Source organism: bacterium endosymbiont of Bathymodiolus sp. 5 South, assembly GCF_900128535.1.
Lineage (GTDB): Bacteria > Pseudomonadota > Gammaproteobacteria > PS1 > Pseudothioglobaceae > Thiodubiliella.
Genome location: NZ_FQTR01000001.1, coordinates 1 through 14,162 on the forward strand (window position 1 = coordinate 1; position 14,162 = coordinate 14,162).

18 protein-coding genes are annotated in these 14,162 nt (G+C 40.0%); 9 read left to right on the forward strand and 9 right to left on the reverse strand.

All coding sequences use genetic code 11. From position 1 onward, the window contains the following. The first annotated feature begins 153 nt into the window (after nt 1–153). The 4 genes from BBROOKSOX_RS00005 to BBROOKSOX_RS00020 are packed head-to-tail and all read left to right on the forward strand — an operon-like array spanning nt 154 to nt 3,545. The gene (locus BBROOKSOX_RS00005; RefSeq protein ID WP_139659125.1) at nt 154–1,263 is read left to right on the forward strand and encodes an aminotransferase class I/II-fold pyridoxal phosphate-dependent enzyme; all 1,110 of its coding nucleotides are present in this window, start codon (nt 154–156) and stop codon (nt 1,261–1,263) included. Further along, nucleotides 1,250–1,957 carry an alpha/beta fold hydrolase gene (locus BBROOKSOX_RS00010; protein ID WP_139659126.1) on the forward strand — a complete coding sequence of 236 codons (708 nt, stop codon included), beginning with the start codon at nt 1,250–1,252 and terminating at the stop codon, nt 1,955–1,957. The genes BBROOKSOX_RS00005 and BBROOKSOX_RS00010 overlap by 14 nt, the downstream gene beginning before the upstream one ends. Before the next feature lie 25 nt (nt 1,958–1,982). After that, nucleotides 1,983–2,471, forward strand: coding sequence for a 5-(carboxyamino)imidazole ribonucleotide mutase (gene purE / locus BBROOKSOX_RS00015; protein WP_139659127.1), 489 nt, complete (start codon nt 1,983–1,985; stop codon nt 2,469–2,471). Then, a complete protein-coding gene (locus BBROOKSOX_RS00020) occupies nt 2,472–3,545 on the forward strand; it encodes a 5-(carboxyamino)imidazole ribonucleotide synthase (RefSeq protein ID WP_139659128.1) in 1,074 nt (357 codons plus the stop codon). It abuts the gene before it with no gap. A 37-nt stretch (nt 3,546–3,582) separates the two neighbouring features. Here the strand turns inward: BBROOKSOX_RS00020 and BBROOKSOX_RS00025 are convergent, their stop codons facing one another. From BBROOKSOX_RS00025 to lpxK, 5 genes are read right to left on the reverse strand one after another with little or no spacing between them, the layout of a single operon-like run. Then, nucleotides 3,583–3,957 (reverse strand): glutaredoxin family protein, encoded by a 375-nt coding sequence (locus BBROOKSOX_RS00025; RefSeq protein WP_139659129.1) that lies wholly within the window; start codon nt 3,955–3,957, stop codon nt 3,583–3,585. Then, the gene (gene folD / locus BBROOKSOX_RS00030; RefSeq protein WP_139659130.1) at nt 3,954–4,790 is read right to left on the reverse strand and encodes a bifunctional methylenetetrahydrofolate dehydrogenase/methenyltetrahydrofolate cyclohydrolase FolD; all 837 of its coding nucleotides are present in this window, start codon (nt 4,788–4,790) and stop codon (nt 3,954–3,956) included. Before folD ends, BBROOKSOX_RS00025 begins: the two co-directional genes overlap by 4 nt. Beyond that, nucleotides 4,787–5,521 carry a 3-deoxy-manno-octulosonate cytidylyltransferase gene (gene kdsB, locus BBROOKSOX_RS00035; RefSeq protein ID WP_139659131.1) on the reverse strand — a complete coding sequence of 245 codons (735 nt, stop codon included), beginning with the start codon at nt 5,519–5,521 and terminating at the stop codon, nt 4,787–4,789. Before kdsB ends, folD begins: the two co-directional genes overlap by 4 nt. Then, entirely contained in the window at nt 5,521–5,682 is a 162-nt protein-coding gene (locus tag BBROOKSOX_RS00040; RefSeq protein WP_139659132.1) for a Trm112 family protein, read from the reverse strand. Before BBROOKSOX_RS00040 ends, kdsB begins: the two co-directional genes overlap by 1 nt. Continuing rightward, nucleotides 5,679–6,677 (reverse strand): tetraacyldisaccharide 4'-kinase, encoded by a 999-nt coding sequence (lpxK, locus tag BBROOKSOX_RS00045; RefSeq protein WP_257607706.1) that lies wholly within the window; start codon nt 6,675–6,677, stop codon nt 5,679–5,681. Before lpxK ends, BBROOKSOX_RS00040 begins: the two co-directional genes overlap by 4 nt. Before the next feature lie 235 nt (nt 6,678–6,912). Here lpxK and BBROOKSOX_RS00050 point away from each other — a divergent pair, with 235 nt between their 5' ends. The 5 genes from BBROOKSOX_RS00050 (at nt 6,913) to BBROOKSOX_RS00070 (ending at nt 10,429) form a co-directional block, all read left to right on the forward strand. After that, complete coding sequence (locus BBROOKSOX_RS00050; RefSeq protein ID WP_139659133.1) at nt 6,913–8,148, forward strand: lipoprotein-releasing ABC transporter permease subunit; 1,236 nt, start codon at nt 6,913–6,915, stop codon at nt 8,146–8,148. Beyond that, entirely contained in the window at nt 8,141–8,812 is a 672-nt protein-coding gene (locus tag BBROOKSOX_RS00055; protein ID WP_139659134.1) for an ABC transporter ATP-binding protein, read from the forward strand. Before BBROOKSOX_RS00050 ends, BBROOKSOX_RS00055 begins: the two co-directional genes overlap by 8 nt. Next, entirely contained in the window at nt 8,809–9,378 is a 570-nt protein-coding gene (locus tag BBROOKSOX_RS00060; RefSeq protein WP_139659135.1) for a hypothetical protein, read from the forward strand. Before BBROOKSOX_RS00055 ends, BBROOKSOX_RS00060 begins: the two co-directional genes overlap by 4 nt. Then, entirely contained in the window at nt 9,378–9,653 is a 276-nt protein-coding gene (locus BBROOKSOX_RS00065; protein WP_139659136.1) for a hypothetical protein, read from the forward strand. Before BBROOKSOX_RS00060 ends, BBROOKSOX_RS00065 begins: the two co-directional genes overlap by 1 nt. A 92-nt stretch (nt 9,654–9,745) precedes the next feature. Beyond that, nucleotides 9,746–10,429 (forward strand): tetratricopeptide repeat protein, encoded by a 684-nt coding sequence (locus BBROOKSOX_RS00070; RefSeq protein WP_139659137.1) that lies wholly within the window; start codon nt 9,746–9,748, stop codon nt 10,427–10,429. Between the two features lie 57 nt (nt 10,430–10,486). On the opposite strand, the gene panD is transcribed toward BBROOKSOX_RS00070, so the two are convergent. The 4 genes from panD to BBROOKSOX_RS00090 form a co-directional block, all read right to left on the reverse strand. After that, on the reverse strand, nt 10,487–10,852 hold the full coding sequence (gene panD, locus BBROOKSOX_RS00075) for an aspartate 1-decarboxylase (RefSeq protein ID WP_139659138.1): 366 nt from the start codon (nt 10,850–10,852) through the stop codon (nt 10,487–10,489). Nucleotides 10,853–10,857: 5 nt separating this feature from the next. Beyond that, nucleotides 10,858–11,988 (reverse strand): sodium ion-translocating decarboxylase subunit beta, encoded by a 1,131-nt coding sequence (locus BBROOKSOX_RS00080; protein WP_139659139.1) that lies wholly within the window; start codon nt 11,986–11,988, stop codon nt 10,858–10,860. 94 nt (nt 11,989–12,082) lie between these two features. Further along, on the reverse strand, nt 12,083–13,912 hold the full coding sequence (oadA, locus tag BBROOKSOX_RS00085; protein WP_139659140.1) for a sodium-extruding oxaloacetate decarboxylase subunit alpha: 1,830 nt from the start codon (nt 13,910–13,912) through the stop codon (nt 12,083–12,085). A gap of 5 nt (nt 13,913–13,917) precedes the next feature. After that, nucleotides 13,918–14,151 (reverse strand): OadG family protein, encoded by a 234-nt coding sequence (locus BBROOKSOX_RS00090; RefSeq protein WP_010645631.1) that lies wholly within the window; start codon nt 14,149–14,151, stop codon nt 13,918–13,920. Between the last annotated feature and the right edge of the window lie 11 nt (nt 14,152–14,162).

Here is a 14,162-nt window from a genome sequence, read left to right on the forward strand (position 1 = left end):
ATTTATAAAAATTTAATGGTAACTTAGGGGTTTTGTTGGTTTTCTTGTTGAAAAAAAATAAGTTTTTTTGGGTTTGAGGTTGGTTTTTGAGGGCAATACAGGAAGCTTCTATATTGTGCCATCAAGTTACCTTGTAAACTATAAAATAGATATATGGATTTTGCAAAAAAATTATCAAGCCTTAAACAGAGTCATCTGTATCGCTCAAGAAAAATATCTGAAAATGCACAAAATACGCAACTTATTATCAATGGGCAATCCTTGATAAATTTTTGTTCAAATGATTATCTGTCGCTTGCCAAGCACCCAAAAATCAAACAAGCCTTCAAACAAGGGGTTGATAAATTCGGCGTTGGTGCTGGTGCATCGCATTTGATTAGCGGACACACGCCAGCACATCAGGCGTTAGAGGAGGCATTGGCTGATTATACGGGGCAGGAAAAAGCGTTGTTGTTTTCAACGGGTTATATGGCAAATATCGGGGTGTTTTCTGCGCTCAGAGATGAGCTTGACTGGGTCTTGCAAGACAAGCTGAACCATGCATCACTGATTGATGCGAATCATTTGATTGGTTTGCCACTGCAGCGCTATTTACACAATGATATGATTGCGCTTGAAAAAAAAATAGCAAAACAATCAGGGCAAGGGTTGATTGCAACGGACACCGTATTTAGCATGGATGGCGATCGGGCTGATATTAAAGGCATTGAAAAAATGGTGAAAAAATCTAGTGCGCTTTTAATGCAAGATGATGCGCATGGATTTGGCGTGTTTGTACCCATCATTCCTCAAAACTCGATTTACATGGCAACACTAGGTAAAGCTGCCGGCACAATGGGGGCGTTTGTGGCTGGTGATGAGGATTTGATTGATTTTCTAATTCAAAAATCACGCCCTTATATTTACACCACAGCAATTGCACCCGCTTTGTGCGTTGCGACAATAAAAAGTTTGGAGTTGATTAAACAAGGTGAACAAAATGCTAAATTATTGTCCAATATTTGTTATTTTCAAACGCTTTCTAAAGCCCTAAATTTACCCATGGCAAATTCTAATAGTGCTATTCAGCCCTATATTGTGGGCAGTAGTAAAAAGGCAATTCACCTTTCAAAAGAATTACTCAGTGCAGGGTTTTATGTTAGCGCCATCCGCCCACCGACTGTGCCAAAAGACACCGCACGCTTAAGAATAACATTAAGTGCCGAGCATACACACGACCAAATTAAACATTTACTCACCCAACTTAAATATGCTCTACAGTAATACACAAGGTATTGGGACTGATTTGGTGTTACTTCATGGCTGGGGGTTTAATTCAGCGTTGTTTAGCCACTTGGTTGATGCTTATAAAAACCAATACCGCATCACCCTTATTGATTTACCTGGACATGGCAGAAGTGCCAATGTTGACGGTGGGCTTAATGAGTGGTGTAATGAGATTATTAAAATCTTGCCTAATAATCCAATATTATTAGGTTGGTCATTAGGTGGATTGTTGGCAATAAATATTGCTAACAAAATCAAAATATCTCAACTTATCTTGCTGGCCTCTACACCTAAATTTATCAAAGATAATGACTGGAATTATGGCATTGATGTCAATAATTTTGAACAATTCTCGAACACTTTGCAACTTGACTCCACTCAAGGACTAAAGCGTTTTATTAGCTTGCAAACTGATAATAAGGCGCAGCTCAAATCACTTAAACACTCTATTGATACATTACCTGCAAGCCCTAATGCACTCGCTCAAGGCTTGGCTATTTTGTTAAAGTCCGACCTACGCAAACCACTCAAACAATTAACAATACCCGTGCAAGTCATCTTGGGCGAGCGAGATACCTTAGTGCCTATTGCTATTATTAAATGGTATACAATGCACAATATATCAATCACCCGACTTAATACTGGGCATTTGCCTTTTTTACACCCAGACTTTGAATTGAGTATAATTTAAACATACAAAAACTTTGGAGAAATTGATGGGTGCACTTGTTGGTGTTATTATGGGGTCAAAATCTGATTGGCCAACCATGAAAAATGCAGTGGAAATGCTAGAGCAATTTGGCATCCCATATGAAGTGCAGGTGGTGTCAGCACATCGCACACCTGATTTGATGTTTGAGTATGCAAGCACCGCTAGCGAACGCGGACTAAAGGTTATCATTGCAGGTGCAGGAGGGGCAGCGCACTTACCAGGTATGGTGGCAAGCAAGACCATCGTACCCGTCTTAGGTGTTCCTGTTCAATCCCGTGCGCTTAGCGGACAAGATTCACTGTTATCTATCGCCCAAATGCCCGGTGGTATTCCAGTTGGGACACTGGCAATTGGTGAGGCAGGTGCAAAAAATGCTGGTATCTTAGCGGCGCAAATTATTGCCAATGAAGACAATATCGTTAGAGAAAAAGTTGCTGCTTTTAGAGTCAAGCAAACACAGGATGTTCTTGACAACCCTAACCCTGCTATCTAAATGAAAGTCGGCGTCTTAGGTGCAGGTCAATTAGGCAGAATGCTTGCTATTGCTGGTTATCCACTTGGCCATCAGTTTGGTTTTTCAGGGAATTCGCAGAATGAACCTTCCTCATTGTTAGGGCATTTGTTTATTAATGATAATAAGTCTTTGGTTGATTTTGCTGATGTCATTACCTTTGAAAGTGAAAATACAGATGTAGAAGTCGTCAAAAAAATAGCCAAAACAGTGGCCGTTTACCCTAGTGCAAAATCACTATTCACCACGCAGCATCGTGGTCGTGAAAAGGCTTTGTTTGATCAACTTAATATCCCTTGTGCACCTTACCAAATGGTAAATTCTGAAGAAGATTTAAAACAAGCAGTTGAGGCAATTGGCCTGCCAGCCATCTTGAAAACTGCCACTGAAGGCTATGATGGCAAAGGTCAATTTTTGCTGCACGATACCAGTCAAATTACCCAAGCTTGGAACAGTATGCAGGCGAAAGAATCGATTCTTGAGGGTTTTGTTAATTTCAAACGAGAGCTTTCATTGATTGCAGTGCGTGATACTGATAATAATCACAAATATTACCCCTTGGTTGAAAATACACACCATAATGGTATCTTACGATTAACCATTGCACCCGCTCAATCTATTGACCCAGAAGTGCAGAAAACGGCGCGGCACTATATGCAAACTTTGCTTGATGAGATGGAGCATGTCGGTGCTCTAACGATTGAACTGTTTGAAACAGAAACGGGGTTGGTGGTCAATGAAATGGCACCTCGTGTGCATAATTCTGGACATTGGAGTATTGAAGGCGCCAATACCTCTCAATTTGAAAACCATGTGCGTGCTATTACTGGTATGCCCTTAGGTGATAGTGTACCAACCCATCCATTTTGTGCCATGATTAATGTTATTGGGGAGATTGGTGATATAGAGACTGTGCTTAAACTGTCAAATACGCATTTGCATTTATATGATAAAGAAGAGCGCGCCGATAGAAAATTGGGGCATATCAATATTACAGCCAACTCTCAGGCTGAGTTAGATGCAAGTATTAAACAATTAAAAGGCTTTCTGCCTTAGTGTTTTTGAGACTCTGTATTATCTTCAATATGCAGTATTACCCAAAATTCTTTTCTAAATAAGCAATAATCTGAGAAGTTTCAAGCATCCACTCGACTTGATCGCCATTCGTAATTTTTAAACAAGGCACTTGAGTTTTGCCTGTTGCTTTGAGTAATTCTGCTCTGTAAGCGCCCTGTCTATTTTGTGCATCTCTGGTAACAATTTTAAGATTTAAGCGTCTGATGACCCTTCTGGCCTTGATACAAAATGGACAACCAAAAAATTGATACAGTTCAATATTAGCGGTTTGTTGATCCACTTCTTGCTGCTTGGACTCACCACGCTTAACTTTGCGGACTGGAATTAGCCAACTAATCAAGGCAATAATTGCGCCCAGTCCATTGCGAAAGCCTTTTAGTAATAATTTCATTTTTCCTCTCTTGCCTTATAGGCGATTAATGTATTTTCTAATAATGTGGCAATGGTCATCGGCCCAACACCGCCAGGCACGGGTGTAATCCAACTAGCCACTTTCTCAGCAGACTCAAAATCTACATCACCAACCAAAGAGCCATTATCCAGTCTATTGATACCAACATCAATCACAATAGCACCTTGCTTAATCCATTCGCCTTGAATCATTTGCGCAATACCAACGGCTGTCACCACAATATCAGCTTGTTTGAGTTTGTTGGGTAAATCTTGAGTTTTGCTATGACAAATCGTCACTGTAGCACGCGCGTTTAAAAGCTCCATTGCCATTGGTCGTCCAACAATGTTTGATGCACCCACTACCACGCAATTTTTACCTACCAGATCAACACCTGTGGCTGCTAATAGTGTCATTACCCCCTTAGGCGTACAAGGGCGTAAAAAGGGTTTATTTTGCATCAATTTCCCGATATTTTCGCTATGGAAACCATCGACATCTTTTGTAGGGTCAATGGTCTCAATCACTTGATTGGCATCCAAATGTTTTGGTAGGGGTAATTGTACTAAAATACCATCAACTCTGTCATCATTATTTAAACGCTCAATTTCTGCTAACAATTCAGCCTGAGTAATATCGTTAGATTTGTTGATTTTTTCAGTATAAAAACCCACTTCCTCGCAAGCATTGCCCTTGTTACGCACATATACACTAGAGGCCGGGTCATCGCCCACCAAAATCACTGCCAAACCTGGCTTGCGGCCAAACAACGCTACCTGAGTCGCCATATCTGTTCTTAAGTCTTGTGCGATTTTCCTACCATCAATGATCACTGTAATACCTCCCTTACTTTTTCTAAATCCTGAGCAGTGTCCACACCAAAACCTGCTGGAGCGCAAGCAAGTGCAACATGTATACCAAGCCCTTCATTCAGCACGCTAAGTTGTTCTAATTTCTCCACTTGTTCATAGTCTGAGCTGTTCATGGTCAAATACTGCTTGATAAAACCTGAGCGATACGCATAAATACCGATATGTTTAAAACACAGTGCTACATCAAAATCCGCCTCATTTCGAAAAGCAGGAATTGGCGCGCGTGAAAAATATAGTGCCTTGCCAAATTTATCAAATACCACTTTTACACAATTTGGGTCTAAATATTGCGCCTTGTCTAACACATTCTCACATAGTGTTGCCATTTGCATCTTCGAATTGGCTAAATTGTTTGCCACTTGTTTGATCACTTGCTCGCCCAACATCGGTTCATCACCCTGCACATTAACAATGATTTGTTCATCGTCAATACCAAGTATTTCCAATACTTGCGCAATACGGGCAGTGCCTGATGTGTGTGCCTCATTGGTCATGCAAGTGGTTGCGCCAAAACCGTTGGCAACTTTCTCAATGCGTTTGTCATCTGTGGCAATAATCACAGTAGCTGCGCCGCTTTTTTTGGCATTTTCATAAGTATGTTGAATGAGTGGTTTGCCGTGAATATCTCTTAGTAATTTAGCACTCAAACGAGTTGATGCGTAGCGTGCAGGAATGATAACGGAAAAATCCATTAGTTTATTTTTCTTGCTTCTTCGGCCAATAACACGGGGATACCGTCAATAATTGGGTAAGCCAATTCGCTCTGCTCACAAATCAATTCGTCCTCCACTTGTTTAAGTGGTGCTTTGCTTTGTGGACAAACTAACAATTTTAATAGGGATTCATCAATCATAATTTAGCATCCAGTTTTGTCAAAAAATCATCGCTTAAATCGGCCTCAGAATATAAATACCACATCTGTTGCGTTGCGAATTGCCTACATTTTACACAATCCTTAGCACTCATAATAATTGGATAATCCTGAACAAAACTCAACTCTTTTTCAGTAAAGGCGTAATGGTCAGAAAATGCGTGTGGCTCAACCAACACACCAAGCTCAGATAGCGTATCAAAAAAGCGCTGCGGGTGCCCAATACCTGCGACAGCGTGACAGACTGTCTTTTCAAAAAAATCAAGTGGTTGAACTACACCTGTCGATAAATTAATAAATGATTTTGGGGTTAATTTTGATGGGTATTCGCCTGCCTGCTGTGCGCCATTATTAATGACAAAATCGACACTTTTTAATCTTGCAACTGACTCTCTAAGCGCTCCAGCAGGTAGAAAGAAACCATTGCCAAAACGACGCTTACCATCTACTACCACAATCTCAACTGCACGCCCCATGGCGTAATGTTGCAAACCATCATCACTAATAATAATATCTGGCTGATATTGCGTGATTAAATCTCTCACTGCTTGTGCGCGATTTTTATTCACCATGACCAACACATCGGATTGGGTGGCAATCAGTAAAGGCTCATCACCAGATAAGCTGGCTAAGGTGTTTTGATCAACCAACAAACTGCCTTGAGTGTGTGTACCGCCATAACCGCGTGACACCACCCCGACCTTCTTACCTTGTTGCTTAAAATGCTTAACTAAAGCCATAACAATGGGTGTCTTTCCACTACCACCAACGGTAATATTACCCACCACCACCACAGCTACATCAAAATGATAGGTGGACAGCAGACCGATACGGTATAAAAATTTTCTAACAAGCGATAACAAATAAAAGACTACTGAGACTGGCAATAACAAATAATTACCCAATTGACGCGTGTTTAAATCCATAAATTTTTTAATAATCGCAGTCAGATTGATGTTTTTCTTGGTAAATTTCAATCATTAGGTTGCCTAACTGGTCAATTTTGTTTTTGAGGGTTGTGTTTGACATGTTTTTCTCCTTTTTTAGAGCTCAGTACTCTTATACATAATTAAAAAGACAACAGATTTTATTGAATTGGGACATTTTTTAAAAAAATTTCCAAGTTGATAAAAGCTGACATTTTAATGATTGTTCATAATTACACAAAGGTCTTTACTTTTGAAGTGCTAATTATGACAAAATATTAACCTTATGAGTATCGAATTTAAAATTTCTAACCAATATTTACGCTCCAATCGAAAGAAAGGCTTTGTTTCTTTCATTTCTGGTGTCTCTATCGTTGGATTGGTACTGGGTGTTATAACATTAATTACCGTGCTATCAGTCATGAATGGCTTTCATAAAGAACTACGCAATAGAGTGTTAGGCGCTATTTCACACGCTTACATTACAGGATATGGCGATACAATTGAGAATTGGCAAACATTGCAAGCAAAAATTAATCAACACCCAAATGTCATTAGCACCTCACCTTATATACAAAAATACGCACTTATCAATGCCTCGTTTGGCTCACAAGGTATCCGTATTAGAGGCATTCAGCCTAAGTTAGAGAAAAAGACTTCTGTTTTACTGGATAAAATCAAATCTGGCAATGCAGAACTAGGCAAGTCTAACATCTTAATTGGCACAGGTTTGGCAACAAAATTAGGGGTGAGGGTTGGCAATAAAGTAACTTTACTCGTGCCACAACTGTCCGCTAATATTATGGGTATACAACCCAGATTTAAGCGTTTTACCGTGAGTGGTATTTTTGATGCAGGTATTGGTGAATATGACAATAATTTAGCCTTTATTGACCTACATCAAGCGCAATTGTTATACGCAATGAAGGGCAAAGTGTCAGGTATCCGACTCAAAGTTGATGATTTATTTAATGCCAAAAAAATTACCAATGAAGTCGTCAATAGTCTAAATTCTAGTCAATATTACGGTGTTGATTGGACACAGCAGAAAGCCAATTTCATCAAGGCGCTTAATCTCGAAAAACAAATGATTGCTATTATATTGTCATTAATTATTGCCGTTGCTGCATTTAATATTGTCTCAATGATGGTCATGGTGGTTACTGATAAAAAAGCCGATATTGCCATTCTCAGAACCATTGGCATGACCCCAAAACGCATTGTCAAATTATTCTTTTACCAAGGTATTACCATCGGTATTATCGGCATTGTTATAGGCACAATATTAGGGGTTCTGCTGGCACTGAACATTGAAGCTGTGATTGGTGTGATTGAGTCAATATTAGGCTTTCAATTCTTCCCCAAAGATGTCTTTTATATCAGCCGTTTCCCTTCTGAAATTCACTTAGATGATGTGATTATGGTTACCGTGGGTGCTTTTGTCTTGGTAGTGCTTGCCTCTATTTACCCTGCAAAACGCGCAGGAAAACTGCAAATCTCAGAGGTGCTTAATCATGAATAAGATTATCGAATGTCAAAATTTGAGCTATACCTATCATAACGCTGAGATTGAAACACCTGTATTAAATGCGCTAAATTTAGACATTAATCCTGCAGAGTCATTGGCTATTATCGGACAATCTGGCTGTGGTAAATCCACTTTACTAAATTTGTTAGGCGGCATAGACCAGCCCACTACTGGAAAAGTTATTATCAACAACGCTGATTTATCACAACTCAACGAAGAAGCAATTACCAACCTTCGTGCACAACACTTGGGGTTTGTTTATCAGTTTCATCACTTATTAAAAGACTTTAGTGCCTTGGATAATGTCGCAATGCCACTGCTCATTCGTGGTGATGACACACACTCAGCACTTGAAAAATCTAGCAAACTACTCGCAGATATCGGCCTGCAAAACCGACTCAATCATCGACCTGCAGAACTCTCTGGTGGTCAGCGTCAACGCGTTGCAATTGCACGCGCCCTGATTAACAACCCAAGTTGCCTGTTGGCTGATGAGCCCACAGGCAACTTAGATACAAAAAGCGCACAGGAAGTTTTAGGCTTGATGATGGAGCTCAAGCAACAGAAAAAATCAGCCTTAATTCTGGTTACACATGATATGAATATTGCAAAAAAAATGGATCGATTTTTAACCTTAGAAAATGGCAAGCTGGTATGAACATACATCAAATGCAAATATCTTATTCAGCCCAAGAAGATAGAATTATTTTAAACATTAACAGCAAAGAAAACGAAGAAATGCGCCTGCTTTTAACCCGTCGAATTGTAACCTCATTTTGGGATATTCTTAACCGCACCATTACCCATACTTTAACCAACGAACCTAAACTCAATGATATGCAAGAAATACCTGTTGCCCCTATACCGCAAAATGCAGGGAAAGAAGCAACACTTAAGCAGATGGAACAACAGATACACCATCAAAATATCATTAATGAAAGTGATTATAAAACCCCTTTTAATACAGGCGACACATTTCCAATGGGTGAGGCACCTATCTTGGTAGAGAAAATCACTATTAACACTTATGAGAACGGCAACATTGTGTTCATTTTTGAAAGTACCCATGAAAAAGATATGCGTCTTAACCTCAACTTACAAATACTACATAACTTATCTGATTTATTGGCTAGAGTGATGCCAATTACTGAGTGGAATATTGAACTGACAGAAGGAATCAACGCCCTCATCTGCGAAAATCAAAACAAACTGGCACTGCACTAATGGCTAACAAGAAAGTATCACAACAATTGTTGACATTGGAACATAGATTAGAACGGCAATCGGACACCATTAAAAACATACAAGAAAATGTAGACAATACCTCTAAATATCAAGATTTAAGGCAAGATGTTTTAAAAAGCCAAGGAAGCTTAATTAATCGGTGGTTAAGTGTAATTGGTATCTTTTTAATGGTATTTGGTGGGTATGGGGTTTTTGTGGTTAGGATGAAATCAAAGCTCTTGATAAACTTGTTAAAAAGTCTGAAAGCACATTAGCAGTAATTAAAACACACTCAAAAAATGCAAAAAAATACGAGGAGGAAGCTAAAGTTAGTGCTTCAACTGCAAAAAAATTAGCCAATCCAGAGGTGAAGCTGACCAAAAAAACAGAACAAGAAGTTAAAAAATCTGGCACAAAACTTCAAAAACTAATGTTAAAAATACGGCAAGAAGATTATAAGACAGCAATTAACCTATGGAAATATTTTATCGGTCATGCTTATTATGAAAATGAGAAAAAATATATATTAATTGGTTACTCTAATCTTGGTTATTCTTATGCCATGGAGGGTAATTATAAAAAAGCCATTGATGCTTTCGAAAAAGCCATTAAGATTAAGCCTGATTATCATGTGGCTTATTACAATAAGGGGAAGAATTATCGTAAACTAAAAGAGTATCAAAACGCCATTGATGCTTTCGAAAAAGCCATTAAGATTAAGCCTGATTTTCATGAGGCTTATTACAATAAGGGGGCTGCTTATGGTGAATTAAAAAAGTATCAAGAGGCTATTAACGCTTACAAAGAAACTATTAAGATTAAGCCTAATTTTCATGTGGCTTATCACGGTATAGGGGTTGCTTATAATAAAAAAGCCATTGACGCTAAGGCTTATTACAATATGGGGAAGATTTATCATAAATTAAAAAAGTATAAAAACGCCATTAATGCTTTCGAAAAAGCCATTAAGATTAATCCTGATTTTCATGAGGCTCATCGCAATTTGGAAAATGCTTTGAATCTTTTTAAAGCAATAAATAATAATCATTAGCGTTAAGAGGTGATGCTAACAAAAACTGGTCAATCTAAACGCTCAACAATATCGGTTTTAAAGGGCAGCTTTGATTTGTGTCAATACATTATTTGCATCAACATAGCACAATGTTGGCGCATAGTTTTTAACTTCAACTTCGCTGTAACTGGCATAAGAGGCAATAATCAATAAATCACCAACCTGTGCCTTATGTGCTGCTGCACCATTCACGGAAATCACGCCTGAGTTGTCTTTGCCACGGATTGCGTAGGTGGTAAAGCGATTGCCGTTACTAATGTTGTAAATTTGGATTTGCTCAAAAGCATGGATGCCTGCTGCCTCTAATAAAATACCGTCAATCTCACACGAGCCTTCATAGTCCACTTCACTGGCGGTGGTGGTTACGCGATGGAGTTTGGCTTTTAAAAAGGTTCTGTGCAAAATAATTAACTCAAAAACTGGATCATAATCCCAGCAGCAATTGCCGAGCCAATCACACCCGCCACATTTGGCCCCATGGCGTGCATTAATAAGAAATTGTGTGGGTCGGTTTCCAGCCCTACTTTGTTAGAAACACGGGCTGCCATTGGCACGGCAGAAACGCCTGCTGAGCCAATCAGTGGATTGATTTTATTTTTACCAAAGGCGTTCATCAATTTTGCCATCAACAATCCGCACGCTGTGCCAATAGCAAAAGCCACCATGCCCAGCACCAGAATACCCAGCGTTTCAGGTTGTAAAAACTTATCTGCCATCAACTTCGAGCCAACGGCTAAACCTAAGAAAATGGTTACGGTATTAATTAAGGCATTTTGTGTGGTGTCGCTCAATCGATCCACCACACCCGATTCCTTCATCAAATTACCAAAGGCAAACATACCCAATAACGGCGCTGCATCTGGCAAGAGTAATGCCACCAACATCAACAACATCACGGGGAAAATGATTTTTTCTGCGGTGGAGACTTCACGCAATTGCACCATTTTAATTTGACGCTCTTTTTGGGTGGTTAAAGCCCGCATAATCGGCGGCTGAATCAGTGGCACCAACGCCATGTAAGAATAAGAAGCCACGGCAATTGCCCCCAATAAATCAGGCGCCAATTTGGAGGCAACATAAATACTGGTCGGTCCATCAGCCCCGCCAATAATGCCAATGGCAGCAGCGTCATTAAGGCTAAAATCAAAAATCCCCATGGCACTCAAACCAATGGCACCCAACAAAGTGGCAAAAATACCAAACTGCGCTGCTGCACCGAGTAACAAAGTCTTAGGGTTGGCCAGCAACGGCCCAAAATCAGTCAAGGCACCCACCCCCATAAAAATAATCAAGGGAAAGGCGCCCGATTCAATGCCCACTTCATAAAATATATGCAAAATCCCATTACCCTCGGCGATACCTGCCCCTGGAATATTGGCTAAAATCGCACCAAAACCAATGGGCAACAACAACAACGGCTCAAACTTTTTAACAATAGCTAAGTATAACAGCAGCATTCCTACCAGCAACATCAGCCCTTGACCCCAAACCATTTGCTGTAATCCTGTATTTGCCCAAAGCATGTTTAATTGTTCCATTGAGAGACCTTGTGATTATGAATAATTAGAAAAATAATAGTGTTGATAGTGACACATAGAAACCTTTGCAATAAATAAGAATACTCAAGGCAGGCTATACCATGCTTAATAGCGTTTGACCTACAGTTACCGCATCACCCTCTTTGACGCTAACGCTGGCGACCACGCCAGATCTTGCTGCTTTGATTTCAGTTTCCATTTTCATGGCTTCTAAAATAACCAACACATCCCCTTCATTGATTTTTTGATGAGGCAATACCATCACCTTCCAAATATTACCCGAAAGGGGGGCGCCGATTTCTTCGGCATTTTCAGCAGGTATGGTATCAATCATTTCTTTTTCTGCTGGTGTTGCTGGCACAACAACATCTGCGGCGGACTTCATTGAGGTGATATTACCGCCTGCGGACACATCAACTTTGTAAGAAGTGCCTTTGAATGACACCGTATAACTGCCCTCTTCGGTTGAGTTATTAATGCTATTACCTGCTTCTGGAATAGCTTCAAAAAATTCAGCATTATTACGATTTTCTATAAAATTGATGCCGACTTGTGGGAATAAAGCATAGGTCAACAAATCATCAATTTTATTATCGGCTAGGGTTAAACTCTTTTCTGCCACGATTTTGTCAAATTCTTGCTCCAAAATGTGCATTTCTGGTGTGATATTGTCTGCTGGGCGACAGGTAATTGGCTCGCTGCCATCTAGTACTTTGGTTTGCAAGGCTTGATTAACTGGGGCAGGTGTTGCGCCGTATTCGCCTTTTAAAATGCCTGCGGATTCTTTGGTGATGGTCGTATAGCGTTCGCCGGTTAGCACATTTAAAACCGATTGTGTGCCAACAATTTGTGAGGTTGGCGTTACTAAAGGGATATAACCCAAGTCTTTACGCACGCGTGGAATCTCTGCCATCACTTCGTCCATTTTATCAAGGGCATTTTGCTCGCGCAATTGGCTTTCCATATTGGTCAACATACCGCCAGGCACTTGTGATAATAAAATTCTGGAGTCTACGCCTTTAAGTGAGCCTTCGAACTGTGCATATTTGGCACGAATGGGTCTAAAGTAGGCGTCAATTTCTTCTAATTTGGCTAAATCTAACCCTGTTTTTCTAGGGCTATTTTCTAAAATAGATACCACTGAATTGGTGGCTGAGTGTCCATAAGTCATGCTCATAGAACCAATAGCTGTGTCCACACGGTCAATACCTGCTTCCACTGCTTTGACAATCGAGGCGGTTGACAAGCCTGTGGTGGCATGCGCGTGTAATTGAATGGGAATATCAACGGTTGCTTTAAGTTTTTTAACCAAATCATACGCATCATAAGGGTGCAATAAGCCTGCCATATCTTTGATACATAAAGAATGGGCGCCCATGTCTTCAATGGCTTTTGCCATATCCACCCAAGTTTGCAGAGTGTGCACTGGGCTGACGGTGTAAGAAATGGTGCCTTGGGCGTGTTGACCTAATTTAACGGTTTGATCCACGGCCGTTTTTAGGTTGCGCATATCGTTCATTGCATCAAAAATACGGAACACACTGACGCCATTTTCAGCGCAACGCTCAATAAATTGACGCACCACATCATCACTATAATGGCGGTAACCGAGTAAATTTTGCCCTCTGAGCAACATTTGCTGAGGGGTGTTGGGCATGACTGCTTTGATTTCACGAATTCTGTCCCAAGGATCCTCGCCAAGATAGCGAATACAGGCATCAAAAGTTGCACCGCCCCATGATTCCATTGACCAATAGCCAATCTTATCAAGTTTATCAGCAATCGGGAGCATATCGTCTATACGCATTCTCGTTGCGAATAGAGATTGGTGTGCATCTCGCAAAACAAGCTCGGTGATTTCTACTTTTTTGGTGTTTTTTTGGTTATTAGGATTTCGAACAACATTCTTTAGAAAATCTAGCATTTTTTCTACGCTCCTCTGTGTATCTTAATAGCTTCCTCAATGACAAATTTAGTCTCTTCGTCTAATTCGTCGTCCATATTGTTAACAGTGACTGATGCCTGTTTGTTTGTGTTTACCCTGTGAATAATAATTGACATTAATTTGGTCACAAACACCAATAAAGTCAAAAACAAAAAAACAAAACCCATCCCAAAAAGGGTTAGGTTTAAGGCTTCTGCTATTAAATCTACTTGTTCCATATTATTTCACT

Bases quoted from the DNA above. Each gene is read 5' to 3' on its own strand.
- BBROOKSOX_RS00005 (WP_139659125.1), top strand. From the start codon at position 154: ATGGATTTTGCAAAAAAATTATCAAGCCTTAAACAGAGTCATCTGTAT.
- BBROOKSOX_RS00010 (WP_139659126.1), top strand. From the start codon at position 1,250: ATGCTCTACAGTAATACACAAGGTATTGGGACTGATTTGGTGTTACTT.
- purE (WP_139659127.1), top strand. From the start codon at position 1,983: ATGGGTGCACTTGTTGGTGTTATTATGGGGTCAAAATCTGATTGGCCA.
- BBROOKSOX_RS00020 (WP_139659128.1), top strand. From the start codon at position 2,472: ATGAAAGTCGGCGTCTTAGGTGCAGGTCAATTAGGCAGAATGCTTGCT.
- BBROOKSOX_RS00025 (WP_139659129.1), bottom strand. From the start codon at position 3,957: ATGAAATTATTACTAAAAGGCTTTCGCAATGGACTGGGCGCAATTATT.
- kdsB (WP_139659131.1), bottom strand. From the start codon at position 5,521: ATGGATTTTTCCGTTATCATTCCTGCACGCTACGCATCAACTCGTTTG.
- BBROOKSOX_RS00040 (WP_139659132.1), bottom strand. From the start codon at position 5,682: ATGATTGATGAATCCCTATTAAAATTGTTAGTTTGTCCACAAAGCAAA.
- BBROOKSOX_RS00050 (WP_139659133.1), top strand. From the start codon at position 6,913: ATGAGTATCGAATTTAAAATTTCTAACCAATATTTACGCTCCAATCGA.
- BBROOKSOX_RS00055 (WP_139659134.1), top strand. From the start codon at position 8,141: ATGAATAAGATTATCGAATGTCAAAATTTGAGCTATACCTATCATAAC.
- BBROOKSOX_RS00060 (WP_139659135.1), top strand. From the start codon at position 8,809: ATGAACATACATCAAATGCAAATATCTTATTCAGCCCAAGAAGATAGA.
- BBROOKSOX_RS00065 (WP_139659136.1), top strand. From the start codon at position 9,378: ATGGCTAACAAGAAAGTATCACAACAATTGTTGACATTGGAACATAGA.
- BBROOKSOX_RS00080 (WP_139659139.1), bottom strand. From the start codon at position 11,988: ATGGAACAATTAAACATGCTTTGGGCAAATACAGGATTACAGCAAATG.
- oadA (WP_139659140.1), bottom strand. From the start codon at position 13,912: ATGCTAGATTTTCTAAAGAATGTTGTTCGAAATCCTAATAACCAAAAA.
- BBROOKSOX_RS00090 (WP_010645631.1), bottom strand. From the start codon at position 14,151: ATGGAACAAGTAGATTTAATAGCAGAAGCCTTAAACCTAACCCTTTTT.